The sequence below is a fragment of the Arthrobacter sp. 10T419 genome (assembly GCF_056394105.1).
Map to the genome: position 1 here is coordinate 26,003 of NZ_JBFTHF010000007.1, position 26,138 is coordinate 52,140.

The window sequence follows — 26,138 nt, forward strand, 5'->3', positions numbered from 1 at the left end:
CCCGGCCCTCCGAGGGGCCCGCGGTCCCGGATCGCGGTACGGAGGGATTCCGGGCCCATGGCCTCAGTATGGCGCCTGAAGGCGGGACCGGACCCCGACGCTTCTCAGCTGATTGCGTGCGGCCGGACTTTGCGCTGGCTCACGACGGCGGCGAGGACGGCTGCCGTGCCGGCCGCACCGGCCATGGCGTACGTCATGCCCGTGTACGTGCCCAGTCCGGCCGCCAGCATGGGTCCCGCCGCCGGAGCGATGGCGGTAACTGCTGTCAGCGGGGCCGAGAAGATCCCCTGCAGCGTGCCCAGGCTCCGGGTGCCCCAGCGGTCCCCCACGATCGTGGCCTGCAGCAGGGTCTGGCACCCGCGGACCGCGCCGGCGACCATCCCGGCCGCGATCAGTACCGGCACCGGGCCGGGCAGCGCCGCCAGGAGGAGGATGGCACCCGCCGCCGTGCCGGTGATGCCGGGCAGCCGGGCGCCGGCCGGGATGGCGGCGAACAACAGCCGGCCAGCCACCTGCCCGCCGCCCACCAGGCCAAGGCCCAGAGCGGCCGTGGCGTAGTCGGCGCCCTTTTCCAGCAACAGCGGGATGATGTTCAGGGTCACGGTGTAGAGCCCGAGGCACAGGAGGGCCATGAGGGCCTGCAGGCCGAGGAATTCCGGGCTTCGCCGGACATCCCGCGCCAGCGCACGGCGGTCCCCGGCGTTCGTGTTGGCGGCCGCCGGGGACCAGCTGTGGTTGAGGAATCGGGCATGCAGCGGAACCGTGATGATCGCCATGCTCCCGGCGAGGATGACAAAGGCGGCCCGCCAGCCGAATAGGGCGGTCAGGGCGGCGGTGGCAGGGGCGAAGATCGTGGACGCGAATCCGGCCACGAGGGTCAAGACGGTCAGGGGCCTGATGCGTGCGGGTCCGTACCAGCGGCTGATCACTGTGAATGCCGGCTGATACAGCACTGCGGCTTGCGCGGTACCGGCAAGCAGCCACGCGGCAAGAAACACCGGCAGGCTCGGCGCCGCAGCCACGAGAAGCATAGCCACTGTGCCAATCAGGGACCCGCCAACCATCAACGCGCGCGGTCCGGTTCGGTCAAGGATCCTGCCCACAAAGATGCCGGCCACCGCGGAGACCAGCAGTCCTGCGGAAAAGGCTCCCGTGACCGCGGCGGGATCCCAGCCGGTGTCCCCGCTGATGGGCCGGACCGCGGCGATTAGCGCGTAATAGAGCACGCCCCACCCGGTCGTCTGGGTGATGCACAGTGCGGCGAGGCCGCCACGCGGTGCGCCCTCCGCGACGAGGGTCCGGGTGGGAGCGTGCGTTGGCAACGGGAGGTCCCGGTCGGGTGGTCAGCTATCGCCGGAGCGGCCGTGCGCCAGGCCGGTGGGGAACCCGACGAGTACGGGCTCGGGCGCCCCGCAGCAGCCGCCGGAGGTTTCCGCCACGAAACCCGTTGCCGCGGCCGGGACGTCGCAACTGGTGCCGATGTCCGAGGAGCAGACCCCGGTCTCCGGCAGTTCGAGCTGGACGGTGTCGGCGGCTTCACGGTCCCCGGCCAGGGCGGCCGCGACGGAGCGGACCTGTTCGTAGCCGGTGGCCAGCAGGAAAGTCGGCGCCCGGCCGTAGGACTTCATGCCCACGATGTAGAAATCCTGCTCCGGGTGGGCCAGCATCTTGGCGCCGTGCGGTTCCACGGTGCCGCAGGAGTGGAACTCGGGGTCGATCAGCGGGCCGAGTTCCCGCGGTGCCTCGACGCCGGGGTCCAGCTCCAGCCGGAGTTCCCGGAGCATGTCGAGGTTCGGGCGGAACCCGGTGGCCGGAACGACGACGTCGGCGACGAGGGTGCGGCCGTCGGCGGCGGTCAGGGTGACGGCGGCGTCGTCCGCGGCGAGGCCCGCGATACCAAAGCCGGTGTGCAGCTCAACGGTGCCGTCCTCCACCAGGGCGCGGAGCCGGCTGCCGAGCTGGCCGCGGGCGGCGAGACCGTCGGCGTCGCCGCCGCCGTAGACCTTGGCTGCCGAAGCGCCGCGGATCGCCCAGACGATCTTCGTCCCGGGCTCCTCGCTTGCGAGCTCGGAGAGGTAGATCAGGGTGTTGGCGGCGGAGTGTCCCGCGCCGACCACGACGGCGGTGCGGCCGGCAAAAGCCCCACGGTCGCGTGCCAGCACGTCCGGCAGGGGAGAGGAGATGTGGCCGGCAGCGGCGGCTTCGCCGACGGCGGGCAATCCCGAGGTTCCGAGCGGGTTGCGGATGGACCAGGTGCCGGAGGCGTCAATGACAGCGGCGGCCCGGTAGTCGCGGACTTCGCCGTCGGCGTGTTCAACCCGGACCACGAAGGGGGTGGTGTCACGGTTCCGGCTGTGGGTCTTGTCCATTCCCAGACGGGTTACCGCGACGACGTGGGCGCCGGTGTGCAGGCGGGACGCGATCGCCGGGAGTGAAGCCAGCGGGGTGAGGTACCGGTCGATGAGGTCGCCGCCGGTGGGCAGCGCCGTCGGCTCAGGAGCTACCCAGCCGGTAGCGGCAAGCAGGCGGACGGCGGCGGCGTCGGTGTTGTACTGCCACGGCGAGAACAGCCGGATGTGGCGCCACTGCTCGATGGCGGCTGCCGGGGTCGGGCCGGCCTCAAGAATGAGCGGCTCGAGGCCTCGCTCGAGCAGGTGGGCTGCCGCGGCGAGGCCGATCGGCCCGGCTCCGATGACAGCTACGGGAAGGGTTGTGGTTACAGCCATGGTTTCCTCTGTTTCTTCCGGTTGGGGCTACTTGGCGGCGGGGGTGAGGGAAGCGATGAGGCCCTCGATGCGGGACTTGATTTCGTCGCGGATGGGCCGGACGGCGTCGACGCCCTGGCCCGCCGGATCCTCGAGTTCCCAGTCCTCGTAGCGCTTGCCGGGGAAGATCGGGCAGGTGTCGCCGCAGCCCATGGTGATGACGACGTCGGACTCTTTCACGGCCTCGGTGGTGAGGACCTTGGGGATCTCGGCGGACATGTCGATGCCGAGTTCGGCCATGGCTTCGACGGCGGCGGGGTTCACCTTCTCCGCGGGCTGCGAGCCGGCGGAGCGGACCTCGATCCGGCCTTTGCCGAGGGTGGTGAGGAAGGCGGCGGCCATCTGGGAGCGGCCGGCATTGTGGACGCAAACGAAAAGGACGGAGGGCTTCTTGGCGGTGTCGGTGCTCATGGTGTTCTCCTGAAGTTTGTGGGGTTAGGCGGAAAGGGGGTGGGGGCTAAAGTAGCGCTTGCGGGCCCAGAGGGCCACGTAAACCAGTGCAACGAGGACTGGGACTTCGATCAAGGGCCCGACGACGCCGGCCAGGGCTTGTCCCGAGGTGACGCCGAAGGTACCGATCGCCACGGCGATGGCGAGTTCGAAGTTGTTGCCGGCAGCCGTGAACGCCAACGTGGTGGTCTTCGCGTAGCCGAGGTCCAGCCGCTTGCCGACCAGCATCCCGGCGCCGAACACGACCAGGAAGTAGACCAGCAGCGGCAAGGCGATCCGGGCGACGTCCACGGGCCGGGACGTGATGGTCCCGCCCTGCAGGGCGAAGAGCAAGGTGATGGTGAAAAGCAGACCGTACAGCGCCCACGGGCCGAGCCGGGGGAGCAAGGTGCCTTCATACCAGTCGCGGCCCTTGGCTTTCTCGCCGATGGTGCGGGTCAGGAAGCCGGCCAGCAACGGGACCCCCAGGAACACCAGCACGGAGGCGGTGATGGACCAGAAGGAGAAGTCCGCGCTGGTGGTCGGCAGCCCAAGCAAGGACGGCAGGAGCTGAAGGTAGAACCAGCCCAGCGCGCCGAAGGCGATGACCTGGAAGACGGAGTTGATGGCTACCAGCACGGCGGCGGCTTCCCGGTCGCCGCAGGCAAGGTCGTTCCAGATCATGACCATCGCGATGCAGCGGGCCAGGCCGACAATGATCAGCCCGGTGCGGTACTCGGGCAGGTCCGGGATGAAGAGCCAGGCCAGGGCGAACATGAACGCCGGGGCCAGCACCCAGTTCAGGACCAGTGAGGTAATCATCAGTTTGCGGTCGCCGATGAAGCGGTGCGTCTGGTCGTAGCGGACCTTCGCGAGCACCGGGTACATCATCACCAGCAGGCCGACGGCGATCGGCAGCGATACTTCGCCGACCTTGACCGCCTCCAGCGCCGTGTTCAGGCCCGGGATGAAGCTGCCCAGAAGCAGTCCGAGGACCATGGCGGCAATGATCCACACCGGGAGGAAACGGTCCACGGTGGAGAGTTTGCCGGCGACGGCAGCCTCATCTTCAGGGGCGGGCGACTGGTCGGTCTGGATGCTCACGGAACTCCTATGCTGCGCTGGCGCGGTTCTGCTTGTGGCCCCGCTGGCGCGGCCGTTTTGGTGCAGGGCTATCTGTGCAGCGCTACGATAAATTGATGCTTGTCGATATGAAGTATTGCCAACTATATCGATGAATGTCAATCAGTGTGCATAATAGAGGCATGAACTCTCTGCAAACCCTTGAACCGGCCCTTGACGAGGCCTGCTGTGCACCGTCCGGCCAGCCGGTCCTGAGTGCAGAGGATGCCCAGCGAAAGGCCCTCGTCTTCAAGGCCCTGTCGGACCCCAACAGGCTCCGGCTGCTCTCCATCGTCAAGGGCACCGGCGACGGGGAAGCGTGCGTCTGCGATCTCACCGAACCGCTTGACCTGGGCCAGCCCACCGTGTCGCACCACCTTAAGATTCTGGTCGACGCCGGCCTGCTGCACCGTGAGAAGCGCGGCACCTGGGCTTATTACTCGCTGGTTCCCGGGGCCCTTGAGCAGACGGCCGGCCTGCTGGCTTCCCTGTGAGCGCGGCCGCCGCGCCCGACGTCACTGTCCGGCCGATGCGGGAATCGGACTGGCCCGACGTCCGGCGGATCTACAGCGAGGGAATCGCGACCGGGCAGGCGACGTTCGAGGCCGAGGCGCCGGACTGGTCCCGTTTTGACGGTTCGCGGCTTGCGTCCCACCGCCTGGTGGCGGAGGCGCCCGACGCCGGAATCCTCGGCTGGGCGGCCGTCTCCGCCGTATCCGGCCGCCCGGTTTACTCCGGCGTGGTGGAACATTCCATTTACGTATCCGAGGCGGCACGCGGCAGGCGGATTGGATCCGTCCTCCTCCGGTCCTTGATCGCTTCGACGGAACGGGACGGCATCTGGACCATCCAGGCGAGCGTCTTCCCTGAAAACGAGCAGAGCCTGAACCTGCACCTTGCCCACGGATTCAGGGTGGTCGGCCGGCGGGAAAAGATTGCCCGGATGGCTTATGGTCCCGCCGCGGGTCAGTGGCAGGACACCGTCCTGATTGAACGGCGCACCCGGGTCTTTTAGTTCTTGTGCTGCCGACGCGCCGACGGGGAAGGTAGTCCCTGGGACCTGGCAACAGGACCAAAGGCAAGGAGGACACATGAAGACCGAGACCCCCAGCACTGAGGACCGCTTGCGCGCGATGCTGGACAACGTCAGGATCGCGACCGCCGACACGCGCCGGGCCATGGATGCACCGGGAGATGAGGACTGGGTACAGGACGGCGAGTCAGATGCCGAGTACCTGCGGTCGATCCAGCGGGACACGATCGCCAGGCTGGATGCCACGGCCCGGGACCTCGAGGCGCTGCTGGACCGCGGCCCGGCGGGCTAGCCGGGCTGCGGCGAAGGCCGGGCCCGGATCCAGCTCAGGCGGGCAGGGAGCTGAGGGCGGTCAGGGCCGATAGTTTGTCTTCGCCGATGGGCTCGTCGGGCAGCAACGGAATGAGGGCTACCCGGCCCGTCAGGGTCCTCACCTTGGAAATCTGTTCGACTTCGCTCGCGGCGCGGGCCTGCAGGAACGGCGTTTCCGGGTGCGCGGCGGCGATCGAGTTGTTGACCACCCAGGCCCAGGGATGAATCCCTGCCCTTTCCAGGTCAGCCTGCAGTTCCTCTGCTTCGAGCACCGGCGTCGGTTCGGCCAGGGTGACGAGAACAACCTTGGTCTGTGCCGGGTCCTGTAACCGCATGAGCGGCGTTACAAACCCCATGGTGTCGCCGACCTGGCGGGCAATTTCGCGGTGGTAGGAGCCCGTGGCGTCCAGGAGCAGCAGGGTGTGGCCGGTGGGCGCGGTGTCGATGACAACAAAGTGCCGGCGGGACTCCTGCACCACCCGGGAGAACTGGCGGAACACGGCCACCTCGTCGGTGCACGGGGACAGCAGGTCCTCGGCCAGCGCCGCACGTCCTTCCTCGTCCAGGGTCCGGCCTTTGGTCGCCATGACGTGGCTGCGGTACTCCTGGATGGCCGCCTCCGGATCGATGCGCGAGACCGTCAGGCCCTTCACGGAACCGTGGAGTGTTTCGGTCAGATGGGCTGCGGGGTCGGTCGTGGTGAGGTGGACCACATGGCCCCTTTTGGCCAGCGCGACGGCGATGGCGGCAGCGACGGTGGTCTTCCCGACTCCGCCCTTGCCCATGCACAGCACGAGGCCGTGGCCGTCGGATTCCAACTCGTTCACCAGGGCGGCCAGCGGGGCGTCGTGGACTTCCGTCACCCGGGCCGCATCCGCCGTGATTCCGGCGTCGGAAGTGGCCACGAACAGGGACTCAAGTGCCGGAATGCCGACCATGTTGCCCGGCTTCAGCTCCAGGACATCGCGGGGCAGCCCGGCGACCGCGTCCGGTATGGCGGCCAGGGCTGCGGACTCGCGGGCCCTCAGGGCCCGCGCCAGTTCCTCCTCGCCTGCGGCTTCCGGCAGGAGGCCGTTGACGACGACGTAACCGCCCCCGATTCCGATCTGGTTGAGTTCGAGATATGTCCGCTCGATCTCGCTCAGGGACGAAGTCTGCGCACGCGTGACCAGGACAAGCCGGGTCCTCGTCGGATCGGTGAGGGCCCGGACTGCCGTGGCGTACACCTGTTTGTGCTTCTCGAGTCCTGACAGCGGGCCCAGGCAGGACGGGTCGCCCTTGCCGGCCGCCAGGAAATCGGTCCACGAGCCGGGCAGTTGCAGCAGGCGGAGCGTGTGGCCCGTCGGGGCGGTATCGAAGATGATGTGGTCATATTCCCCGTAGGAGCTGTCGTCGGCGAGTAGGTTGGTGAACTCGTCGAAGGAGGCGATCTCCGTGGTGCACGAACCTGAGAGGCTCTCGGCGATGCCGGCCAGTTCCGACTGGGGCAGGAGCCCCCGGACGGGCGCGAGGATCCGTTCCCGGTAGGCCGCGACGGCCTGCTCCGGGTCAATTTCCAAGGCAGAGAGACCCGGCGCGCCCGGGATGGGGGTGACCGTGTTCCCGATGCTCAGGCCGAAGACCTGCCCGACGTTGGAGGCCGGGTCGGTGCTGACCAACAAGACCCTCTGGCCGGTCCTCGCGAGGCTTAGCGCTGTTGCGCACGCTATGGACGTTTTCCCTACGCCACCCTTGCCGGTGAAGAAGACGAACCGCGGAGCATTCTCGAGAAATTTCACGCCAGAACCTCACAGCAGCTTGTCGAGCCGCCGCAGCGTCCGGCCGGCTCAAGGCTTCGGGCAGCAGACATGAAGTTCTCCTTGGCTGGCTCACACCGGGACGGTCCCCGGCGGGGGCGCGCCGACTTGAGTAAGACACTTACCGTCAGTATATCGATAAGCGTCAATGCCACCCGGCCTGCCCGCCGTCGCCGCAACGGGCCTCAGGCCCCGGGGGACTCGGCGGCCAGGCTTCGCTTGAGGATCTTCCCGCTGGGGCCGAGCGGGAGTTCCGTGAGCAGCCTGATGACGCGCGGATACTTGTATGCAGCCAGCTGGGCGCTTGCGAAGTCGATCAGCTCGGTCTCGGTGGTGGCGGCCCCCGCATCGAGCACGATCGCGGCCGCAATTTCCTGGCCGTGGACATCGTGCGGGATTCCATAGACGGCGGCGCTGACAACCTGGGGGTGGGAGAGGAGAATTTCCTCGACCTCACGGGGGTAGACGTTGTAGCCGTTCCGGATGATCATGTCCTTCTTGCGGTCCACGATGGTGAGGTAGCCATCCTCGTCCTTGGTGCCAAGATCCCCGGTCCGGAACCAGCCGTCCACGACGGCCTCGGCGGTGGCCTCGGGTCGGTTCAAGTACCCCTTCATCAGCAGGTGGCCGCGGACGACGAGCTCGCCGAGTTCGCCGGTCGGCAGCAGTTCGATGCTTTCGACAGTTTCGGCGCGCGCGATTTCAATGTCGACGCCCCAGATCGGGATCCCGATGGTGCCGGGCCTCGGTGCCGTGCCTACGTGGTTGAACGCGGCGACGGGGGACGTTTCGGTCAGGCCGTACCCTTCGTGGATCTCCACCCCAAAGACGTCGCGGAACTTGTCCATCACCGCAAGCGGCAACGACGCCCCGCCCGAGACGCCGTAACGGAGAGCGGCCGGGCGGGCCGCCGTCGTCTTGGCCGCTTCCAGAAGCGCCACGTACATCGTCGGTACCCCGACAAAGATATTGACCTTGTGCCGGTCCAGCAGCGCCAGGGCGCCCTCGCCGCTGAAGCGGGGCATCATCACGATCGTGGCACCCGCGCGGAGACCGGCGTTGAGGACAACCGTCTGGCCGAAGGTGTGGAAGAGCGGCAGGCCGCCGAAGAGAACGTCGCCCCGCTTGAAGTCCATGACGCTGGTCAGGATCACGGACGTCTGTTCCACCAGGGCGAAGTGCGTGCCCAGGGCGCCCTTCGGTTTGCCGGTGGTGCCGGAGGTATAGAGGATGGTGGCGGTGTCCGAGGGACGGCACGGGACGTAGCTGCGGATGGGCTCGGCCGCGGCGGCCTCGGCCTCGAGCCGCGGCAGTCCGTCGTCGTCGGGCGCCATGACCGTCAGGACATCGACGCCGGTGCTGGCGGCGCCGGCGGCACCTTCCTCGAGCAGCGCGGCGGCGCAGATCAACATTCTGGCGCCGCTGTCCTGGAGGACGTATTCGATTTCGCGTGCCTTGAGCAGGGCGTGCACCGGAACCACAATGGCTCCCAGCGACAGGACGGCGTAGTAGACGCGGGCGAAATCCGGGACGTTGGGGATCAGGACGGCGACGGCGTCTCCCGGGCCGACGCCGCGCGCCCGGAGCGCCCCGGCGTAGGCGCGCGTCTCACGCCACAGATCTCCGTAGCTGGTTTCGTCGACACCGACGATGAGGGCGACGCTGTCCGGCGTCCGCTTGGCGGATTCCGCCAGGATCGCCGCAACGGAAATGGTGGCGAAGCCGTCGCCGGTGGTGGTGTTGGTCATGGCCTGCTTCTTCGTAGGGTTGATTAAGCTTTGAGGATCAGGGCATCGCCCTGGCCGCCGCCGCCGCAGAGGGCGACGACGCCGGTGCCTCCGCCGCGGCGCTTCAGCGCCAGCGCCTGGTGCAGGACCAGGCGGGCGCCCGAAGCCCCCACCGGGTGGCCGAGGGCGATTGCACCGCCGTCGGCGTTGACGACGTCGGTCTCGATGCCGAGGTCGTTGGCTGACTGGATGAGGACCGAGGCGAAGGCTTCGTTGATTTCGACCAGGTCGAGGTCCCCGGCGGTGAGCCCCTCCTGAGACAAGGCGCGTTCAATGGCACGGGCCGGCTGGGAGTGCAGGGATCCGTCCGGTCCCGCGGTCTGGCCGTGGGCGCCGATTTCGGCGATCCAGTCCAGGCCGGCGGCGATGGCCGCGGCCTTGCTGGCAATCACCAGCGCGGCGGCGCCATCGGAAAGCGGCGAGGCCGAACCGGCGGTGATGGTTGCCGCTTCGTCTTTCGAGAAGGCGGGCCGGAGCTGGGCCAGGGATTCGGCGGTGGTCTCCGGCCGGATTCCCTCGTCGTGTTCCAGCGTCAGGGCGGGCCCCTTGCGCTGCGGCACCTGGATGGGCGCAATTTCCTCCGCAAGCACCCCGGCGGCGCGTGCCGCCTCGGCGCGCTGGTGGGAGCGGGCCGCGACGGCGTCCTGCTCGGCCCGGCTGATGCCCCGCTCGGCGTTTCCTGCGTCGGTGGCTTCGCCCATCAGCTTGCCACTGACCGGGTCCTGCAGGCCGTCGTGGTTCAGGGAGTCGAGCATGGGTGCGTCACCGATGACGACACCTGCGCGCAGCCCCGGGACCAGGTGCGGGGCGTTGGTCATGGATTCCTGGCCTGCGGCGACGATGAAGTCGGCCTCCCCGGCCCGGATCATCCTGGCGGCGTCGATGACGGCCGTGAGCCCGGAGAGGCAGAGCTTGTTAATTGTCACGGTGGGCACGTCCCAGCCGATGCCGGCGGCCAGGCTGGCCTGGCGCGCTGGGCCCTGGCCTGCTCCGGCCTGGATGACCTGTCCGACGATGACCGCGCCGACCTGTTCCGGGGAGACACCGGTGCGCTCCAGCGCGGCGCGGATGGCGTGGGCGCCCAGCTCGCTGGACGAGAAGGGTGTCAGGCCGCCGCGGAAGCGACCGAAAGGTGTCCGGGCGCCGCCGAGGATGACGGGGATGTTGGCATTCTGGTTCATGGGAAGTCCTTTCGGAGGAACAACGTTGGTCAGGCGAAGGCTGAGGTGCCGGTGATTCCGCGGCCGATGATGAGCGCCTGCATGGTCTCGGTGCCCTCGTAGGTGTGGATGGCTTCGATATCGGCCAAATGCCGGGCGACGCGGTTGGCCAGCAGGATGCCGTTGCCGCCGAGGAGATCCCGGGCGTTGGAGGCAATGCCGCGGGCTGTGCGGGTGCAGGTGTATTTGGCCAGTGAGGCTTGCTCGGGGGTGAGCGACCCTTCTTCGTCGAGGCGGGTCATCTGGACGACCATCAGCTGCATGGTGGCCAGTTCGCTGAGCATCCGGGCCAGTCTTTCCTGCACGATCTGGGAAGCAGCCAGCGGCCGGCCGAACTGCACGCGCTGCGTGGCGTACTGAACCGCGGTTTCGTAGCAGGCGGTGGCATGTCCGACGGCGGACCAGGCGACGCCGAGCCGGGTCGCCAGCAGGACGCGGGCCGTGTCCTTGAAGGTCCGCGCCCCCGGCAGCACGTTCTCCTGCGGGACGAAGACGTTTTCGAGCCGGATGTGGGCCTGCCAGATGGCACGCAAGGCCAGCTTGCCTTCGATCCTTGTAGCGGAGTAGCCGGGGGAGTCCTGCGGTACCAGATAGCCGTGAACCTGGCCGTCCTCACCCCTGGCCCACACCACGCTGACGCCGCCGACGGAGCCGTTGCCGATCCATTTCTTTTCGCCGTTGAGAAGGAAGCCGCCCTCCGTGCTGGTGGCCGTGGATTCAAGGGCCACCGAATCCGAGCCGTGGGTCGGTTCCGTCAGCGCAAACGCGGCGTATTCCGTGCCGGCGGCGATCGCCGGCAGCCAGCGTTCCTTCTGCTCGGCAGACCCGCACTCCGCTACGGACCGCAGGGCGAGCCCGCCCTGGACCGCGATCATGGTCGCCACGGAGCCGTCGCCTCGGCTGATCTCCATGTTCACCAGGCCGGCGGCCATGCTGGTCATCGCGGGGAACCCTTCCACGGGGACGCCGTCGCGCAGCAGGTCCAGCTCGCCGAGGCGGCGTAGGAGGTGCAGCGGATACTCGGCGCGCTCCCAGTAACTGTCTATGACTGGAAGTACCTCAGCCTGGACGAAGTTGCGGGCACGTTCCCAGTAGCCGCGGTCCTCGTCGCCGATCATGGCGAACACGGAGGCGGGATCCGTGCCCAGGGCTTCGGTGAGCACGTAGTCGGGTTCGACCGTGCCGAGCGGAAATTCGTCCGTGGCCGCTGTGGCGGTGAGCCCGGAACCGGGCGACGTCGTCGTCATGGGTAAGTCCTCTGTCTGGGGCGCGGGGTTTCTCCGCCCCGCGTAGTGTGGTTCAGGCCACACCGACTAAGGATGCATTGAAACGGAGTCTCACGTCAAGAAACTCAGTGCCAGAAGTGGCGTGTCGAGCCTAGGGCAGGGCATCGCGGACGGCCTGCACTATCGCGTCCTTGTCTGCGCCTGCCGCGAGGACAGTCACGACGACGGCGGGGGCCGGGTGCGCCGGTCCGGAGCCCAGTAAGACCGGCCGGAAGATCTCGGAGAGGGCCTGAAGCTCGTTCGCGAGCGCCGTTGCCCTGTCCCGGGCGGCCGACTCGGTTTCCTGGGCCGCCCCGCTGCGAAGCCAGCGCCGGAGGAAGGCGTTGTGGACCGCGACGACGGCCGCGGCGAAGGAGACGGCCTTGTACTCGCGGTGCTCGGCGTCGGGCAGCTTGTCCAGCAGGTGCTGGAGGAACGCCCTCTCGTACCGGTGCGAGGTGACCAGCTCCCGGTCCCGCAGCGCGGGGACGGCCTGCATCAGTTCATAACGCGCCCGGGACGTTTCCCCGTTCCGCAAGTGGTGGTTGAAAACCAGCAGCGCCGCGTCCCCGATCGCTGCCAGTGGTTCCTGCATCGTTTCCGCCAGGCTGTCCGTCACCTGCCGCAGGATCCGCTCGTGGTCCGCGAAGACCACATCCTCCTTGGAGCCGAACTTCCGAAAGAAGGTGCTGCGGCTCATGCCCGCGGCGTCCGCAAGGTCTTCTACGGACGTTGCGTCATAGCCCTGCCTCGCCAACAGCCCGATAGCGGCGGCGGCGGGCGCGTCGGCATGGTGGCTTGGCGGGTGCGAGGTCATGGGCCGAAATCTAGCACAACCGCGGCTATCCGATCCGGGCCGGGAGCCGAGGCCGCGCTCCTGCCCGGTTGTTAGCTCCGACGCGCGGAACACTCCGGCGTGTCTCCGACCCGGCGTTGTTGTTTCAGCCGAAAACCGGGCTGGAGCGCGCCGGTCGCCCTGCCGGCCGGTGCGGACGCGGCGGCGGGGTAGCCTGACGGCACTAATCTGGGGAGTAGCAAGCATCCGAGAAGTTCAGAAGCAGATGACCCGCAGGATGTTGCTCGAAAAGGGACTGGAGCTTTTTGAACAGAAGGGCGGGATGAGCCCTCGACAAGGAGGTCAGGATGGCTGGCGGCAGCAGCGAACCCGGCAGGACCGTTACCTCGAAGGTCCTCGCCATCCTGGAAGCCTTCGAAACATCCCGTGGTGCCCTCAGCCTGACCGGGATCGCCGAGAAATCCGGGCTGCCGCTGAGTACTGCCCACCGGCTGGTCACCGAACTCACCGCGTGGGGATTCCTGTCCCGGGAACCGAACGGGCGCTACCAGCTGGGCATCCGGCTGTGGGAGCTGGCGCAGAACACGGGGAGGCAGCTGCGTGACGCGGCCAGGCCCTACGTGCAGGATTTGTTCTCGCTCACGGGGGAAACCGCGCACCTTGCGGTCCGGGCCGGCCACGAGGTGCTCTACATCGACCGCGTTTACGGTTCAAAACGGGTGCCGCGGGCCTCCCGGGTCGGCGGCCGGCTGCCCATGCACGCGACCGCCGTCGGCAAGGTGATCCTGGCTTACGAGCAGGACTGGGTCCGGGACGCGTACCTGAACCGGCAGCTGGAGCGGCACACCGCCCACACCCATGTGGACCCCAAAAAGCTGGCCGCGGAACTGGTCCAGATCCGGGAGCAGGGGTACGCCACCACGCTGGAGGAAGTGCGGCTGGGCTCCTGTTCGATCGCGGTCCCGGTCTTCCACACCGGCAGGATCGGCGCCTCCATCGGCCTGGTGCTTCCCACCAGCCAGGCCGCCACAATGACCCGGCACCTGCCCGTCCTGCGGGGCATCGCAGCCCAGATTGAGCGTGCCACCGCGAGGATCCCGCTGGAGACGCTGCTGGGCAGCCACGTCGCCGGCACGGACTGAGCCGGGCACGCCCCGAGTGCTGTCTGCTCCCGGCGCCGGAGGGTCCGTCCGGGGGCACTTTGACGGCAAGCACTCTGACGGCAATCTTCGACGTCGGCCGCTGTGTTGGCGGCGTGGCCGCGTCGAAGTGCCCCCGCACCGCGGGCCGCCCCCCGCACCCCCGGCCCGACGCTGTCCAGGGGGAACGGCCGGGCCCGGCCCTGGAACAAGTCCTTTCCACCCAGTGGAAGCACACGCTATCCGCGGGGAGTGACCGGGGCCACACTGGGAGATAAGAACCCCGGCATGCACTGGCGCTGCCGGCGGGACCGAAAACCTAGGAGCTTAGATGTCACCCTCGACGGAAACGGCCGGCCGCTGTCCCTTTGGACACGGCGCCGAAGCCCCCGCAGGGCACCACGGCTATGAGCCGTTCCAGATGAAGGATCCGTTTCCCGCCTATGCTGAACTCCGGGCCGAGCAGCCCGTGATGTTCGACGAGCGGGTGGGCCTCTACGTCGTCTCCCGCTATGACGACATCAAGGCCGTCTTTGAGGACTGGGAGACCTTCTCCAGCGAAAATGCCCAGGCCCCGGTCCGCGAGCGCGGCGCTGCGGCGAAGAAGATCATGGAAGAGGGCGGGTTCACCGCCTACTCGGGCCTGTCGGCGCGGCGCCCGCCGGAGCACACCCGCATCCGCGCCGTGGTCCAGAAAGCCTTCACGCCGCGCCGCTACAAGGCGCTGGAACCGTTCATCCGGCAGAACGTCGTCGACCTGCTGGAGAAGATGCTGGCCCACCCGGAACACCGCGGCGACATGGTCAAGGATCTCGCCTACGACGTCCCCACCATCACCATCCTCACCCTGATCGGCGCGGATGTCTCCCAGGTGGACACCTTCAAGCGCTGGAGCGATTCCCGCGCGGCGATGACCTGGGGCGACCTCAGCGACGAGGAACAGATTCCGCACGCCCACAACCTGGTGGAGTACTGGCAGGAATGCCTCCGCCTGGTCAAGGTGGCCCATGAGGAGGGCGGCGACAACCTCACCGCGGACCTGGTGAAGGCGCAGCAGGAGGGTGCCGAGATCTCCGACCATGAGATCGCCTCGGTCCTGTACAGCCTGCTTTTCGCCGGCCACGAGACCACCACCACGCTGATCTCCAACGCCCTCCGCGAGCTCCTGGCCCGCCCCGGCCAGTGGAAGCAGCTGGTCGAGGACCCCAAGAAGATCCCCGCCGCAATCGACGAGGTGCTCCGCTACGCCGGCTCGATCGTCGGCTGGCGGCGCAAGGCGCTCACAGACACCGAAGTCGGCGGCGTCCCCATCGAGGAAGGCGCGCAGCTGCTGCTCCTGATGGGTTCTGCCAACCGTGACGAGAACAAGTTCGACGCCGGCGAGGACTTCGACATCAGCCGTCCCAACGCCCGCGAGCACCTCTCCTTCGGGTTCGGCATCCACTACTGCCTGGGCAACATGCTCGCCAAGCTCCAGGCCAAGATTGCCCTTGAGGAAGTGGCCCGGCTCGCCCCGGAACTGCAGCTGGAGAACCCGGAAGCCATCACCTTCCGCGAAAACCTGTCCTTCCGCGTCCCCGAGACCGTCCCCGTCAGCTGGAAGGCCTAAGGAAAATGCAAAGCAACGAGTACATCCAGTTCTTCGACGGCGGCATCGAACCGAAGCTCGACAACCTTGGCGGCAAGGGCGCGTCCCTGGTCACCATGACTTCCGCCGGCATGCCCGTCCCGCCAGGCTTCGTGGTCACCACCGCGCAGTTTGACGCCTTTATGCAGGAAGCCGGCATCACCCGGCATATTCACCAGCTCCTGGCCGATCTCGACCCCGAGGACATGGGCCAGGTGGATAAGGTCTCGGCCGCCATCCGCGAGGACATCTGCTCCCGTCCGGTGCCGCAAGCGCTGCGCGAGCTCACCGTCGGCGCCTACGAGGCCCTGATGTCACGCTTCGAGGCGCCCGTGCCGGTGGCCGTGCGCTCCAGCGCCACCGCCGAGGACCTCCCGGACGCCTCCTTCGCCGGTCAGCAGGACACCTATCTCTGGCTGCACGGCGTCAAGGCCGTCACCGATCACATCCGGCAGTGCTGGGCATCGCTGTTCACCTCCCGCGCCATCATTTACCGGCTGAAGAACAGCATCCCCAACGAGGGCCTCTCGATGGCCGTCGTGGTGCAGAAGATGGTCAACGCCCGCGTCTCCGGCGTCGCGATCACCATGGACCCCACCAACGGCGACCGCTCCAAGATCACCATCGACTCCTCTTACGGCGTCGGCGAGATGGTGGTCTCAGGCCAGGTCACCCCGGACAACATCATGCTGGACAAAGTCACCCTGGCCGTCATCTCCGAACACCTCGGCGACAAGCACGCCGAACTCGTCCCGGACGCCGTTGCCGGCCGCCTGGTGGAGCGGGAAGTCGACGCCGAACGCCGCGGTCGGCGCAGCCTCAGCGACGCTGAACTCAGCGCCGTGGCGCTGATGGCCAAGCGCGCGGAGAAACACTACAAGTGCCCGCAGGACATCGAGTGGGCCCTTGACACGGACCTGCCGGACGGCGCGAACCTGCTCCTGCTGCAGTCCCGCCCGGAAACCGTCCACTCCTCCAAGCCCGCCGTCGTCACGGCCCCGCAACCGGTGGTCGCTGGAGGCTTCTTCAGCGGATTCAGCGCCTGGACGCCCAAGGCGTCCGCCTAGTACCCGCTGTTGCCCCCGTTCCGCCCTCCCACCACGGCTCAACGATGAGCCCGCCTTGAAAGGACCGCCATGTCCCTGAAGTCCTTCCCCAAACCCTCCGAGCTCGCGGTCCCCGCCGGCGCCGAGGGCTGGGAAAAGATCTACCCGTATTACCTGGTCTTCCAGGACAAGCTCAAGGAGCAGGAGGACGCCAAGTTCTGGTTCTGCGACAGCCAGCACTGGCCCACAGTCTTCAAGCCCTTCGAGACCATCGGCGGCGAATTCGCGGTCAAGTGCCTGGGCCAGTACAACGCCCGGCATCTGATGATCCCGAACGCCAACGGCATCGAATTCAGGGTGCACCTGGGCTACCTGTACATGTCGCCCATCCCGGTCCCCGAGGACCAGATCGCCGCGCGGGTCCCCCTGTTCGAGCAGCGCGTCGGCCACTACTTCCAGAACTGGGACCAGCTCCTCAAGCAGTGGCACGTCAAGGTCAAGGGCACCATCGACGAGATGGAAACCATCTCCTTCCCCAAGCTCCCGGACGTGGTCCCGATGGAGGATATCCTCTCCGGCAAGGGCAAGGACGGCTCCGAGAAGCTGCTGGAAAGCTACGACCGGCTCATCCAGCTGGCCTACCAGAACTGGCAATACCACTTCGAGTTCCTCAACCTCGGCTACATCGCCTACCTGGACTTCTTCAACTTCTGCAAGCAGGTCTTCCCCAACATCCCGGACCAGTCGATCGCCACCATGGTGCAGGGCGTGGACATGGAGCTGTTCCGTCCGGATGACGAGCTCAAGCAGCTCGCCAAGCTCGCCGTCGAACTCGGGCTGCAATCCCGCTTCGGCAACCCCGACGACGTCGAGGCCACCCTCGCTGCGATCGCGGCCGCCCCCGGCGGGGACCGCTGGATTGCCCAGTATGAGGCCGCCAAGGACCCGTGGTTCAACTTCACCGTGGGCAATGGCTTCTACGGCCACGACAAGTACTGGAACGAACACCAGGAAATCCCGCTCGGCTACATCGCGGACTACATCCGCCGCGTGGACGAGGGCCAGGAAATCATGCGCCCGGTCGAGGCCCTGATCCTCGAACGCGACCGCATCATCGAGGAATACCGGGAGCTGCTGGAAGGCGAAAACCAGGCACTGTTCGACGCCAAGCGCGGGCTCGCCGCGACCGCCTACCCGTACGTGGAGAACCACAACTTCTACATCGAGCACTGGACCATGGGCGTCTTCTGGCGCAAAATCCGCGAGCTCAGCCGCATGATGCAGGGCGAAGGCTTCTGGACCGAGCCGGACGACCTGCTCTACCTGGGCCGCAACGAGGTCCGCGACGCGCTCTTCGACCTCGTCACCGGCTGGGGCGTCGGCGCGAAGCCGATCGGCCCGGACTACTGGCCGGAGGAGATCGAACGCCGCCGCGGGATCGTAGACGCACTGAAGACGGCGCGGCCGGCGCCCGCGCTGAACACCCCGCCGGAAATCATCACCGAACCGTTCACCCGGATGCTCTGGGGCATCACCACCGAGCAGGTCCAGCAGTGGCTGGGTGCCGGCGAAGCGGTGGAGGGCGGCGGCCTGCGCGGCATGGCGGCCTCACCCGGCGTCGTCGAGGGCCTGGCCCGCGTCGTCACCGACGCCGACCAGCTCTCCGAAGTGCAGCAGGGCGAAATCCTCGTCGCGACCGTCACGGCACCGTCCTGGGGCCCGATCTTCGGCAAGATCAAGGCAACGGTCACGGACATCGGCGGCATGATGAGCCACGCGGCGATCGTCTGCCGGGAATACGGGCTCCCGGCCGTGACCGGGACCGGCTCCGCGTCCACCACGATCAAGACCGGACAGCGGCTGCGGGTGGACGGCACCAAGGGGACCGTGCAGATCCTCGACGCCGAAGACGAACTGGCGGTCACCGGACCCGGGGCGCACAGCCACAGCCATGTCTGATGCGACGATGAACCCCGCAGAAGACGGGCGCACGGACCAGCCGGCCCGCACCGTCCTGATCACCGGTGCCGCCGGCGGGCTGGGCCGCGCGTTCGCGCTCGGCTTCGCCCGCCGCGGCTACCGCGTGGCGGTGGCGGACGTGAACCTGGCGGGCGCTGAGGAAACAGCCAAACTGGTCCTGGATACCGGGGCCGAGGCGGCCGCCTTCTACGCCGACGTCACCAGCGTCGACTCCACCGAGGCCCTCGCAAAAGACTGCGCGGACTTCGGTAGCGGAAGCATCGACGTCGTGCTCAACAACGCGGCGGTGTACGCCGGGGTGACCCGCAGCCCGTTCGAGGACATTGACCCGGCCGAATGGGACCTGGTGATGAACGTCAACCTCAAGGGCCCCTGGCTCGTCACCCGGGCGGCGAGCCCGTTCCTGCCCGAGGGCGGGCGCGTCATCAACCTCTCCAGCGCCACGATCTTCAGCGGCTCGGAGCAGTGGCTGCACTACGTCGCCTCGAAAGGCGGTGTGGTGGCCCTGACCCGGGTGCTGGCCAAGGAACTGGGCCGGCGGGGGATTACCGTCAACGCGATCGCCCCCGGCTTCACCCTCACCGAAGCCAGCTATGGGCTGATGGAGAACGCCGAGAACTACGGCGTGGACCGGGGTGCCATCAAGCGGGCCAGCCAGCCGGAAGACATCGTGGGTGCGGCGCTTTTCCTGGCCGGCCCGGACAGTTCCTACTACACCGGCCAGACCATGGTGGTCGACGGCGGCCGCCAGTTCATCTGAGCGCCGGCTCCAACTTTCCAAGCGACTTTCTACTCAAGGAGGACCAATGCCAACGGTTCATTTCACCGACGCCGATGGCGCCGTCCGCGACGTGCAGGGCAACCCCGGGGATTCCGTCATGGAGACCGCGGTGCGCAACGGCGTCCCCGGCATCGTGGCCGAATGCGGCGGCTCGCTGTCCTGCGCCACCTGCCACGTCTTTGTCCGCGAGGACTGCCTCGCGGAGCTTCCACCGATGGAGGACATGGAGGACGAGATGCTCTACGGCACGGCCGTGGACCGCGAGGACAACTCGCGGCTGTCCTGCCAGCTGCGCCTGACGGACGAGATCGAACTGTTCGTCACCACCCCGGAAACCCAGGTGTAGCCGTGGAAACCCACGTTGCCGCGGCGCAGCAGACGTCCGCCGAAACGGCCGGCGCAGCCGGTCCCGAAACTGCAAGCCACACCCGCACCGGCCTGCTGATCATCGGCGCCAGCCAGTCCGGCGTCCAGCTCGCGGTGTCGCTGCGGGCGCTCGGCTTCGACGAGCACATCACCCTGCTTGGCGACGAGGACCACCGGCCCTACCAGCGCCCGGCCCTGTCCAAGGAGTTCCTGCAGGGCACGGTGGAGAGCGAATCCCTGATCTTCCGCTCCAACGAGTACTGGGCCGAGCACAACGTGGAGCTGGTCAAGGGCGAATACATCGTCCGGATCGAGAAGGAAGCCGACGGGTCCGGGGTGGCGCATTCCTCCTCCGGGCGGCAGTTCCCCTTCACGCGGCTCGCCCTCACCGTGGGCGCCCGCGCCCGAAAACTGGAGATTGAGGGCGGGGACCTCGACGGCGTCCTCTACCTGCGCAACGCCGACGACGCCCTGGCGCTCAAGGCCCGGGTGGAGGATGCCACCGACGTGGTGGTGATCGGCGGCGGATTCATCGGCCTCGAAGCCGCGTCCAGCCTGCAAAAGATGGGCAAGAACGTCACCGTGCTCGAATTCGGTCCGCGGCTGGTGGGCCGCGCCGTCGGCGAGGAAACCGCCGAGTACTTCCTGCAGGCCCACCGTGCCCGGGGCTTGGACATCCGGCTGAACACGAGCGCCAAGCGCTTCACCGCAGCCGGCGCCGGTGACAACGCCCCGGGCGACGGCCGCAGGGTCGCCGGCGTCGAACTCCAGGACGGCACGGTGCTGCCCGCGCAGATCGTGCTGGTCGGCATCGGCGTCATCCCGAACACCCAGCTGGCCGAACAGCTTGGCCTGGCCGTGGACAACGGGATCGTCGTGGACCGCTTCGCGCTGGCCTCGGACGGGACCACGGTGGCCATCGGCGACTGTGCCAACATGCCCAACCCGGTCCCCGGCTCGGAACCGGGGGAGCGGATCCGGCTCGAGAGTGTCAACAACGCGATCGAGCACGCCAAGGTGGCCGCCTATTCGCTCACCGGGCGGCGCGAGGAATATGCCGGCATCCCTTGGTTCTGGTCCAACCAGGCCGACCTCAAGCTCCAGATCGCCGGACTCTGCAGCGGCTACGACCAGACGGTGCTGCGGCAGGACCAGGAACGGGGCAAGTTCAGCGTCCTCTACTACCGGCAGGGCCGCATCATCGCCGCGGACTGCGTCAACGCGCCGCTGGACTTCATGGCGGTCAAGAACGCCCTCGCCAAAGGCCAGAACATCCCCGCCGACGCCGCCGCGGACCCGGCTACACCCCTCAAGACGATCACCACGGACAGCTAGCCGCCTCCGGCCAGCCCCACCCGAAGGAGCACTATGACCACCCCCAAGACGCCGGTTGCCGACGCCGGCACTGCCACAGCCGGGACTACTGCTGTCGCCCCTGCCCACCCCGCGGCCGCGGACTTCGCCGCCGCTTATCCGGTCCGGCCGATTCCGGCGCCGGGACCGGTGGACACGGCCCCGATCGCCACTACCCCCGCGGCCCTAGGAGAACTGGACGGGCTCTGGCGGGCAGTAGTGCACGAGACCCGCACCCGAGGCAACGACATTCACCTGCCGATCTCGCTCGCCTACGCGGAGCGGCTCTGCCGGGCCTATCCGGATGCCGACGCCGAATTGGTCCGGGTGGCCACCGTGCTGCACGACACCGGCTGGGCCCACGTGGACGAATCCCGGATCATCTCCGAGGGCTTCGCCGGGGACTGGCGCAAGGCCGCCATCCGGTATGAACACGAAAAGCAAGGCTGCGACGTCGGCCGCCGGGTGCTACCGGACCTGGGCTACGACGCCGAATTCATCGAGCGCGTCTGCGCGATCATTGACGGGCATGACACCCGCCCGGTGGCCTATTCGCTGGAGGACGCACTGATGCGCGACGCCGACCGGCTGTGGCGCTTCGACCAGGCTGGGATCGCCCTGGCCTCCTCCTGGTTCAAGATGGACCCCGCGACCTACACCGAGCGGCTGACCTCGGAAATCGTGCCCGAGCTCATCACCCAGGCCGCGTTCGACATGGCCATCGCGGACCTGGACCGCTCCACCGCCCTGCTCAAGACGGCGGTCATCCGATGACCGCCGCCACGCACGAGGCCCCCGCCGTGGCCGCCCGCGCCGCGCTCAAACTGCCCTACACCCACGTCGACGACCTCTTCATCGACGGCGCCTGGATCCCGGCACGCGGTACCGGCCGCAACCCGGTCACGGACCCCGCCACCGGCGAAGCCTGGGGCTCCGTGCCGGACGGTACCGCCGAAGACGTCGACGCCGCCGTCGCCTCCGCACGCCGTGCTTTCGACGCCGGCGAGTGGCCGCGGCTGGCGCCGTCGGTCCGCGCCGCGTACCTGCTGCGCATCGCCGAGGAAGTGGAGAAGCGGGCCGGGGAGCTGTCCCTGACGAACACCCGCGAGAACGGCTCGCCGGTATCCGAATCCGCCGGGGCCGCCGCCAACGCCGCGGGGATCCTCCGCTACTTCGCCACCCTGGCCGAGTACCTGGAGCGCGAGGACGTTCGGGCCTTCCCGAAGGGCAGCGGGGAATCTGTTGTCCGGCGCGATCCGGTGGGCGTGTGCGCCCTGATCGCACCGTGGAACTTTCCGATCAACCTCGTGGTCATCAAGCTGGCCCCGGCGCTGTTGGCCGGCTGCACCGTGGTGATCAAGCCGGCGTCTCCCACCCCGTTGTCCCTCCGGGTGGTCATTGACGCGGTGGCCGCGGCCGGTGTCCCGGCCGGCGTCGTCAACCTTGTCACCGGATCCGGCCGGCTGGGGGATCAGCTGGTGAAGCACCCCGGCGTCGACAAGGTGGCGTTCACGGGTTCCACGCCGGTGGGCCGAAAGATCGCAGCGGCATGCGGCGAACTGTTGCGCCCTGTCACCCTCGAACTCGGCGGAAAATCCAGTGCGGTTGTGCTGCCGGACGCGGACCTGGACGCCATGTCCAAGGTGCTGATCCGCTCCTGCCTGCGCAACACCGGGCAGACCTGCTACATCTCGACCCGGATCCTGGCACCCGCCAGCAGGTACGAGGAAGTGGTGGACATGGTCACCGCCACGATCGCGGCAGCCAAGCAGGGCGACCCGCTGGAGCCTGACACCGTGTTTGGCCCGTGCGCCACGGAGTCCCAGTACCGGACCGTACTGGAATACGTGGAGTCCGGCCTGGCCGAAGGCGCCCGTGCCACGACCGGCGGCCGCGCCGCGTCGCTCGGCGGCGGGCTCGAAGGCGGCTACTTTGTCGAGCCGACCGTGTTCGCCGACGTCACCCCCGACATGCGGATCTCGCGCGAGGAGATCTTTGGACCGGTCATCTGCATCCTGAAGTACGACGACGCGGGAGGCAGCGCCGATGCAGCGGTCGCGTTGGCCAACAACACCGAGTTCGGCCTGGGCGGGCTGGTGTTCGGCTCCGACCCCGGGACGGCGATGGCGGTGGCGGAACGGATGGACACCGGTTCGGTGGGCATCAACTTCTTCGCCTCCAACCATGCGGCGCCCTTTGGCGGCCGGCACGATTCCGGCCTCGGCACCGAATATGGCGTCGAGGGCCTCAACGCCTACCTCAGCTACAAGTCGATCCACCGGAAGGCGTAGGAGATGCTCTTTCCCTTATGGTCCCTCTGCCGCACCCGGAACAACCAAAAGTGATAGCGCAACCGGTTCCGGCCGTGCCAGCATGGGGGCTCAGCGACAGTGCGCCGGGAGGGGACTGCAATGAAGGCCAACGAACTGCTGCTTGACGGGTTTGGCAGGATCCACGAGATCGTGGCCGCCACCCTCGAAGACATAGACCCGGAGCTGCTGGTCCGGCGGGTGGCGGACCAGGCTAACCCGATTGCGTGGCTGGTCTGGCACCTCAGCCGCGGGGAGGATGCCCAAATCGCCCCCGCCGCCGGCTTGGAGCAGGTGTGGACGTCGCAGGGCTTCGCCGGACGTTTTGGCCTGTCACTGCCCGTCCAGGACACCGGCTACGGGCACACGTCCGAGCAGGTCGACGCGGTTCAGGCCCCGCCTGAGTTGCTGCGGGACTATTACGACGCCGTCCACCGGCAGACGGTCGGGTTCCTGGAATCCCTCAGCGACGAGGAGCTCGACCGCGTCGTGGACACCCGCTGGAAGCCACCGGTCACGCTCGGGGTACGGCTGGTCAGCATTCTCGCCGATTGCCTCCAGCACGCGGGACAGGCCGCGTACGTGAAAGGCGCCGTTACCGAGACCGGTTGAGCACCATCGCCGAACCGCCGCCACGTCGGACCGGCTCGGCGGCCGCGACCAGGCGCCCGCCCGGACCGAACTCGATCGCGGTTGCCGCGCCGATCTCCGCCGCCGAGGTGAACGCATCCCCGGACGGTGTGAACTGATGGCCGTACGGCGCCAGCCCGGTGCCGTACGCGGCGATGAACGACGGCTCGGCCGTGACCTTGGCCGTGTTCCGCTGTGACGCACGCGGTGCCGCAATCGCCTCGGAGATCGTCATGCCCAGATCCACCCGGTTCAGGATGGTCTGCAGCACTGTCGTAATGATGGTCGATCCGCCGGGGGAGCCGAGCGCGAGGAACGGCGCCCCGTCCTTCAGGATGATGGTCGGCGCCATCGAGGAGCGCGGACGCTTCCCCGGCTCGATCCGGTTCGGATCCTTGGGGTCGTACACGGTGGAGAAGTCGGTCATTTCGTTGTTGAGCAGGAACCCGCGGCCGGGCACCACCATGCCGGATCCGCCGGTCTGCTCGATCGTGAGGGTGTACTCCGCCACGTTGCCCCACTTGTCCGCGACCGTCAGATTCGTCGTCGAGATGTTCTCGGTGTCCAACTCGACCGCGGGGGCCACTGCGGCGGCCGGGCACACGCCGTCGTACGCTGACACATTTCCCGGTGCGACCGGCTTGGCCGCGGCATGCTGCGGGTCGATCCGGCAGGCGCGTTCCTTGCCGAAGAGCGGGTCGGTGAGAGCGGCTGTGGGCACGTCGACCTGCGCCGGGTCGCCGACGTACTTGCCGCGGTCGGCGAACGCCAGGGCACTGGCTTCCAGGTAGTGGTGCAGGGCGCCGGCCCGGGACATCCCGGAGAGATTGGACGGGTCCAGGATGTTCAGCGCCTCGCCGACCGTGGTACCGCCGCTGCTGGAGGGCGCCATGCCGTAGACGTCCAGGCCGCGGTAGTCCACGTGGGTGGGATCCTGGTCCAGCGCACGGTAGGCGGCGAGATCCGCCGTTGTCATGAATCCGGCCGGGACGGGGAGCTTGGTGCCGGCGGCCTTCGCCGGAGCCTGGACGGTGGCCGCGATTTCCGCAGCGAGCGGCCCGCTGTAGAAGCCGCGCGTGCCCTGCTTCGCGAGGAGCCGGTAAGTCGCGGCCAGGTCGTGGTTTTGGAAAATGCTGCCGACGGCGGGAGCGTCCCCGCCGGGCAGGTAGAGGTTGCTGGTCGCGGGGAATGCGGCGAAGCGGGCCTTGTTGTCGAGGGTCTGCTGCCGGAACGTTCCGTCCACGACGAAGCCTCGGGTGGCCACCTTGATGGCCGGTTTGAGGGCCTCGCCAAGCCCCAGGCTGCCCCAGCGCTCGAGTGCCCGTTCCCAGGTCGCGGGGGTGCCAGGGACGCCGACGGCGACGCCGCTGGTGACGAGCTCGGGGGTGAAGCGATAGGGCAGGCCCGTCGCCGGGTCAATGAACGCATCGTGCGGCATCCCGGCCGGAGCAGTCTCGCGTCCGTCAACTGTGCCGACCTTGCCGGTCTTTGCGTCGTAGTAGACGAAGTAGCCGCCGCCGCCGATGCCGGCGCTGTACGGCTCGGTCACGCCCAGGGTCGCGGCTGCGGCGACGGCGGCGTCTGCCGCGTTGCCGCCCTTGCGGAGCACCTCGATCGCGGCGGCCGAGGCCTCCGGGTCCACCGTGCTCACCGCGCCGCCGTAGCCGATGGCCGTCGCGGTCTTTTCAGTCTCGCGCGGTGCCGCGGAGGCGGGGCCGGCGACGGCGCCGCCCGCCACGCTCAGGGCCAGTGCCGCGGTGACGGCGGACAGTCGACGTCCTACATGTTGCATGGCTGCTCCCGGGCTAGCGTCGTGTGAACTGACAGTTTCTGTCACACTACCTTCGCCCGTTGTGACATTCAATGCAGCATCCTGTCACGCCGGTGGCTGGCGGCCGCGGCTAGCCTGCCTCCCGCAGGTGCGCCAGGAGCGCGTCCAGGACCGGAAGCTGGCCGCGCACCAGCTTCGTGCGGGCCTCGGACTCGCTGAACCACGCGGCGTCGTCGATCTCCGGGTAGCTGCGGACGATGCCCGATCCCCTTGGCCACTCCAGCGAGAAGGTGTTGCTCACGATCCTTTCGGGCCGGAAGTCACATTCGGCGGCGAAGACGGTGACAATCTTGCCCGAAGCCTGCCGGAAGCTGCCCAGCGGGAAGTAATCGACGTCGGGCGGGGCGGTGCCGATTTCCTCCGCGAACTCGCGGCGCGCGGCCGCCAGGGCGTCTTCGTCTTCGGTGTATTCGCCCTTGGGGATGGACCAGGCCGCGGCATCCTTCCGCGCCCAGAACGGCCCGCCCATGTGTCCGATCCAGACTTCCAGCCGCGACTGCGGACCCCGCCGGTACAGCAGCAGGCCGGCACTCAGAACGCTCATGCGGCCT

The 26,138-nt window shown here is 68.1% G+C and carries 24 protein-coding genes; 13 read left to right on the plus strand and 11 right to left on the minus strand.

Annotated features, from left to right (window positions below; genetic code table 11):
* Window positions 1-104: 104 nt before the first annotated feature.
* The 4 genes from AC1DBD_RS12445 to arsB are packed head-to-tail and all read right to left on the minus strand — an operon-like array spanning window position 105 to window position 4,292.
* Window positions 105-1,322: an MFS transporter gene (locus AC1DBD_RS12445; protein WP_476982224.1), complete on the minus strand. Its 1,218-nt coding sequence runs from the start codon at window positions 1,320-1,322 to the stop codon at window positions 105-107.
* Window positions 1,323-1,343: 21 nt separating this feature from the next.
* Entirely contained in the window at window positions 1,344-2,726 is a 1,383-nt protein-coding gene (locus AC1DBD_RS12450; protein ID WP_476982225.1) for an FAD-dependent oxidoreductase, read from the minus strand.
* Window positions 2,727-2,753: 27 nt separating this feature from the next.
* Complete coding sequence (locus tag AC1DBD_RS12455) at window positions 2,754-3,176, minus strand: arsenate reductase ArsC (protein WP_476982226.1); 423 nt, start codon at window positions 3,174-3,176, stop codon at window positions 2,754-2,756.
* A 24-nt stretch (window positions 3,177-3,200) separates the two neighbouring features.
* Window positions 3,201-4,292 (minus strand): ACR3 family arsenite efflux transporter, encoded by a 1,092-nt coding sequence (gene arsB / locus AC1DBD_RS12460; RefSeq protein ID WP_476982299.1) that lies wholly within the window; start codon window positions 4,290-4,292, stop codon window positions 3,201-3,203.
* Window positions 4,293-4,459: 167 nt separating this feature from the next.
* Between arsB and AC1DBD_RS12465 the strand changes: the two genes are divergently transcribed.
* The 3 genes from AC1DBD_RS12465 (at window position 4,460) to AC1DBD_RS12475 (ending at window position 5,641) form a co-directional block, all read left to right on the plus strand.
* Window positions 4,460-4,810, plus strand: a complete 351-nt coding sequence (locus AC1DBD_RS12465; RefSeq protein ID WP_175322642.1) for an ArsR/SmtB family transcription factor — start codon at window positions 4,460-4,462, stop codon at window positions 4,808-4,810.
* A complete protein-coding gene (locus AC1DBD_RS12470; RefSeq protein WP_476916663.1) occupies window positions 4,807-5,331 on the plus strand; it encodes an N-acetyltransferase family protein in 525 nt (174 codons plus the stop codon). The genes AC1DBD_RS12465 and AC1DBD_RS12470 overlap by 4 nt, the downstream gene beginning before the upstream one ends.
* 76 nt (window positions 5,332-5,407) lie before the next feature.
* Window positions 5,408-5,641 (plus strand): hypothetical protein, encoded by a 234-nt coding sequence (locus tag AC1DBD_RS12475; protein ID WP_476982227.1) that lies wholly within the window; start codon window positions 5,408-5,410, stop codon window positions 5,639-5,641.
* A 34-nt stretch (window positions 5,642-5,675) separates the two neighbouring features.
* Here the strand turns inward: AC1DBD_RS12475 and arsA are convergent, their stop codons facing one another.
* The 5 genes from arsA to AC1DBD_RS12500 all read right to left on the minus strand — a co-directional run bounded on the left by arsA (window position 5,676) and on the right by AC1DBD_RS12500 (window position 12,546).
* Window positions 5,676-7,439, minus strand: coding sequence for an arsenical pump-driving ATPase (arsA, locus tag AC1DBD_RS12480; RefSeq protein ID WP_476982228.1), 1,764 nt, complete (start codon window positions 7,437-7,439; stop codon window positions 5,676-5,678).
* Between the two features lie 203 nt (window positions 7,440-7,642).
* Window positions 7,643-9,205 carry a long-chain-fatty-acid--CoA ligase gene (locus AC1DBD_RS12485; RefSeq protein WP_476982229.1) on the minus strand — a complete coding sequence of 521 codons (1,563 nt, stop codon included), beginning with the start codon at window positions 9,203-9,205 and terminating at the stop codon, window positions 7,643-7,645.
* A gap of 23 nt (window positions 9,206-9,228) precedes the next feature.
* Window positions 9,229-10,425, minus strand: a complete 1,197-nt coding sequence (locus AC1DBD_RS12490) for an acetyl-CoA C-acetyltransferase (protein ID WP_476909443.1) — start codon at window positions 10,423-10,425, stop codon at window positions 9,229-9,231.
* A 29-nt stretch (window positions 10,426-10,454) separates the two neighbouring features.
* Window positions 10,455-11,711, minus strand: coding sequence for an acyl-CoA dehydrogenase family protein (locus tag AC1DBD_RS12495; protein ID WP_476982230.1), 1,257 nt, complete (start codon window positions 11,709-11,711; stop codon window positions 10,455-10,457).
* A gap of 130 nt (window positions 11,712-11,841) precedes the next feature.
* Entirely contained in the window at window positions 11,842-12,546 is a 705-nt protein-coding gene (locus AC1DBD_RS12500; RefSeq protein ID WP_441418610.1) for a TetR/AcrR family transcriptional regulator, read from the minus strand.
* Between the two features lie 326 nt (window positions 12,547-12,872).
* Between AC1DBD_RS12500 and AC1DBD_RS12505 the strand changes: the two genes are divergently transcribed.
* The 10 genes from AC1DBD_RS12505 (at window position 12,873) to AC1DBD_RS12550 (ending at window position 23,738) form a co-directional block, all read left to right on the plus strand.
* Window positions 12,873-13,667, plus strand: a complete 795-nt coding sequence (locus AC1DBD_RS12505; protein WP_441418611.1) for an IclR family transcriptional regulator — start codon at window positions 12,873-12,875, stop codon at window positions 13,665-13,667.
* Between the two features lie 328 nt (window positions 13,668-13,995).
* Window positions 13,996-15,273, plus strand: a complete 1,278-nt coding sequence (locus AC1DBD_RS12510; protein WP_476982231.1) for a cytochrome P450 — start codon at window positions 13,996-13,998, stop codon at window positions 15,271-15,273.
* A 5-nt stretch (window positions 15,274-15,278) separates the two neighbouring features.
* The gene (locus tag AC1DBD_RS12515; protein WP_476982232.1) at window positions 15,279-16,358 is read left to right on the plus strand and encodes a PEP/pyruvate-binding domain-containing protein; all 1,080 of its coding nucleotides are present in this window, start codon (window positions 15,279-15,281) and stop codon (window positions 16,356-16,358) included.
* Between the two features lie 69 nt (window positions 16,359-16,427).
* Entirely contained in the window at window positions 16,428-18,296 is a 1,869-nt protein-coding gene (locus AC1DBD_RS12520; protein ID WP_476982233.1) for a PEP-utilizing enzyme, read from the plus strand.
* A 7-nt stretch (window positions 18,297-18,303) separates the two neighbouring features.
* Window positions 18,304-19,077 (plus strand): SDR family NAD(P)-dependent oxidoreductase, encoded by a 774-nt coding sequence (locus AC1DBD_RS12525; RefSeq protein ID WP_441418615.1) that lies wholly within the window; start codon window positions 18,304-18,306, stop codon window positions 19,075-19,077.
* Between the two features lie 46 nt (window positions 19,078-19,123).
* Window positions 19,124-19,444 carry a 2Fe-2S iron-sulfur cluster-binding protein gene (locus AC1DBD_RS12530; RefSeq protein WP_441418616.1) on the plus strand — a complete coding sequence of 107 codons (321 nt, stop codon included), beginning with the start codon at window positions 19,124-19,126 and terminating at the stop codon, window positions 19,442-19,444.
* Between the two features lie 92 nt (window positions 19,445-19,536).
* Window positions 19,537-20,799 carry an NAD(P)/FAD-dependent oxidoreductase gene (locus AC1DBD_RS12535; RefSeq protein ID WP_441418748.1) on the plus strand — a complete coding sequence of 421 codons (1,263 nt, stop codon included), beginning with the start codon at window positions 19,537-19,539 and terminating at the stop codon, window positions 20,797-20,799.
* A 33-nt stretch (window positions 20,800-20,832) separates the two neighbouring features.
* Window positions 20,833-21,591 (plus strand): HD domain-containing protein, encoded by a 759-nt coding sequence (locus tag AC1DBD_RS12540; RefSeq protein WP_476982234.1) that lies wholly within the window; start codon window positions 20,833-20,835, stop codon window positions 21,589-21,591.
* Complete coding sequence (locus tag AC1DBD_RS12545) at window positions 21,588-23,108, plus strand: aldehyde dehydrogenase family protein (RefSeq protein ID WP_476982235.1); 1,521 nt, start codon at window positions 21,588-21,590, stop codon at window positions 23,106-23,108. The genes AC1DBD_RS12540 and AC1DBD_RS12545 overlap by 4 nt, the downstream gene beginning before the upstream one ends.
* Window positions 23,109-23,228: 120 nt before the next feature.
* Complete coding sequence (locus AC1DBD_RS12550) at window positions 23,229-23,738, plus strand: mycothiol transferase (RefSeq protein ID WP_476982236.1); 510 nt, start codon at window positions 23,229-23,231, stop codon at window positions 23,736-23,738.
* On the opposite strand, the gene ggt is transcribed toward AC1DBD_RS12550, so the two are convergent.
* Together ggt and AC1DBD_RS12560 are read right to left on the minus strand one after the other, a co-directional pair.
* Window positions 23,722-25,548: a gamma-glutamyltransferase gene (gene ggt, locus AC1DBD_RS12555; RefSeq protein ID WP_476982237.1), complete on the minus strand. Its 1,827-nt coding sequence runs from the start codon at window positions 25,546-25,548 to the stop codon at window positions 23,722-23,724. The two genes, AC1DBD_RS12550 and ggt, sit on opposite strands and share 17 nt — an antisense overlap.
* Before the next feature lie 109 nt (window positions 25,549-25,657).
* On the minus strand, window positions 25,658-26,131 hold the full coding sequence (locus tag AC1DBD_RS12560; RefSeq protein WP_476982238.1) for an NUDIX hydrolase: 474 nt from the start codon (window positions 26,129-26,131) through the stop codon (window positions 25,658-25,660).
* Window positions 26,132-26,138 lie beyond the last annotated feature (7 nt).

Excerpts from the sequence above, each read along its gene's own strand:
- AC1DBD_RS12525 (WP_441418615.1), top strand. The coding sequence starts at position 18,304 with ATGAACCCCGCAGAAGACGGGCGCACGGACCAGCCGGCCCGCACCGTC.
- AC1DBD_RS12495 (WP_476982230.1), bottom strand. The coding sequence starts at position 11,711 with ATGACGACGACGTCGCCCGGTTCCGGGCTCACCGCCACAGCGGCCACG.
- AC1DBD_RS12530 (WP_441418616.1), top strand. The coding sequence starts at position 19,124 with ATGCCAACGGTTCATTTCACCGACGCCGATGGCGCCGTCCGCGACGTG.
- AC1DBD_RS12520 (WP_476982233.1), top strand. The coding sequence starts at position 16,428 with ATGTCCCTGAAGTCCTTCCCCAAACCCTCCGAGCTCGCGGTCCCCGCC.
- AC1DBD_RS12500 (WP_441418610.1), bottom strand. The coding sequence starts at position 12,546 with ATGACCTCGCACCCGCCAAGCCACCATGCCGACGCGCCCGCCGCCGCC.
- AC1DBD_RS12560 (WP_476982238.1), bottom strand. The coding sequence starts at position 26,131 with ATGAGCGTTCTGAGTGCCGGCCTGCTGCTGTACCGGCGGGGTCCGCAG.
- AC1DBD_RS12475 (WP_476982227.1), top strand. The coding sequence starts at position 5,408 with ATGAAGACCGAGACCCCCAGCACTGAGGACCGCTTGCGCGCGATGCTG.
- AC1DBD_RS12515 (WP_476982232.1), top strand. The coding sequence starts at position 15,279 with ATGCAAAGCAACGAGTACATCCAGTTCTTCGACGGCGGCATCGAACCG.
- ggt (WP_476982237.1), bottom strand. The coding sequence starts at position 25,548 with ATGCAACATGTAGGACGTCGACTGTCCGCCGTCACCGCGGCACTGGCC.
- AC1DBD_RS12545 (WP_476982235.1), top strand. The coding sequence starts at position 21,588 with ATGACCGCCGCCACGCACGAGGCCCCCGCCGTGGCCGCCCGCGCCGCG.
- AC1DBD_RS12505 (WP_441418611.1), top strand. The coding sequence starts at position 12,873 with ATGGCTGGCGGCAGCAGCGAACCCGGCAGGACCGTTACCTCGAAGGTC.
- AC1DBD_RS12485 (WP_476982229.1), bottom strand. The coding sequence starts at position 9,205 with ATGACCAACACCACCACCGGCGACGGCTTCGCCACCATTTCCGTTGCG.
- AC1DBD_RS12450 (WP_476982225.1), bottom strand. The coding sequence starts at position 2,726 with ATGGCTGTAACCACAACCCTTCCCGTAGCTGTCATCGGAGCCGGGCCG.
- AC1DBD_RS12550 (WP_476982236.1), top strand. The coding sequence starts at position 23,229 with ATGAAGGCCAACGAACTGCTGCTTGACGGGTTTGGCAGGATCCACGAG.
- AC1DBD_RS12455 (WP_476982226.1), bottom strand. The coding sequence starts at position 3,176 with ATGAGCACCGACACCGCCAAGAAGCCCTCCGTCCTTTTCGTTTGCGTC.
- AC1DBD_RS12540 (WP_476982234.1), top strand. The coding sequence starts at position 20,833 with ATGACCACCCCCAAGACGCCGGTTGCCGACGCCGGCACTGCCACAGCC.
- AC1DBD_RS12465 (WP_175322642.1), top strand. The coding sequence starts at position 4,460 with ATGAACTCTCTGCAAACCCTTGAACCGGCCCTTGACGAGGCCTGCTGT.
- AC1DBD_RS12510 (WP_476982231.1), top strand. The coding sequence starts at position 13,996 with ATGTCACCCTCGACGGAAACGGCCGGCCGCTGTCCCTTTGGACACGGC.
- AC1DBD_RS12490 (WP_476909443.1), bottom strand. The coding sequence starts at position 10,425 with ATGAACCAGAATGCCAACATCCCCGTCATCCTCGGCGGCGCCCGGACA.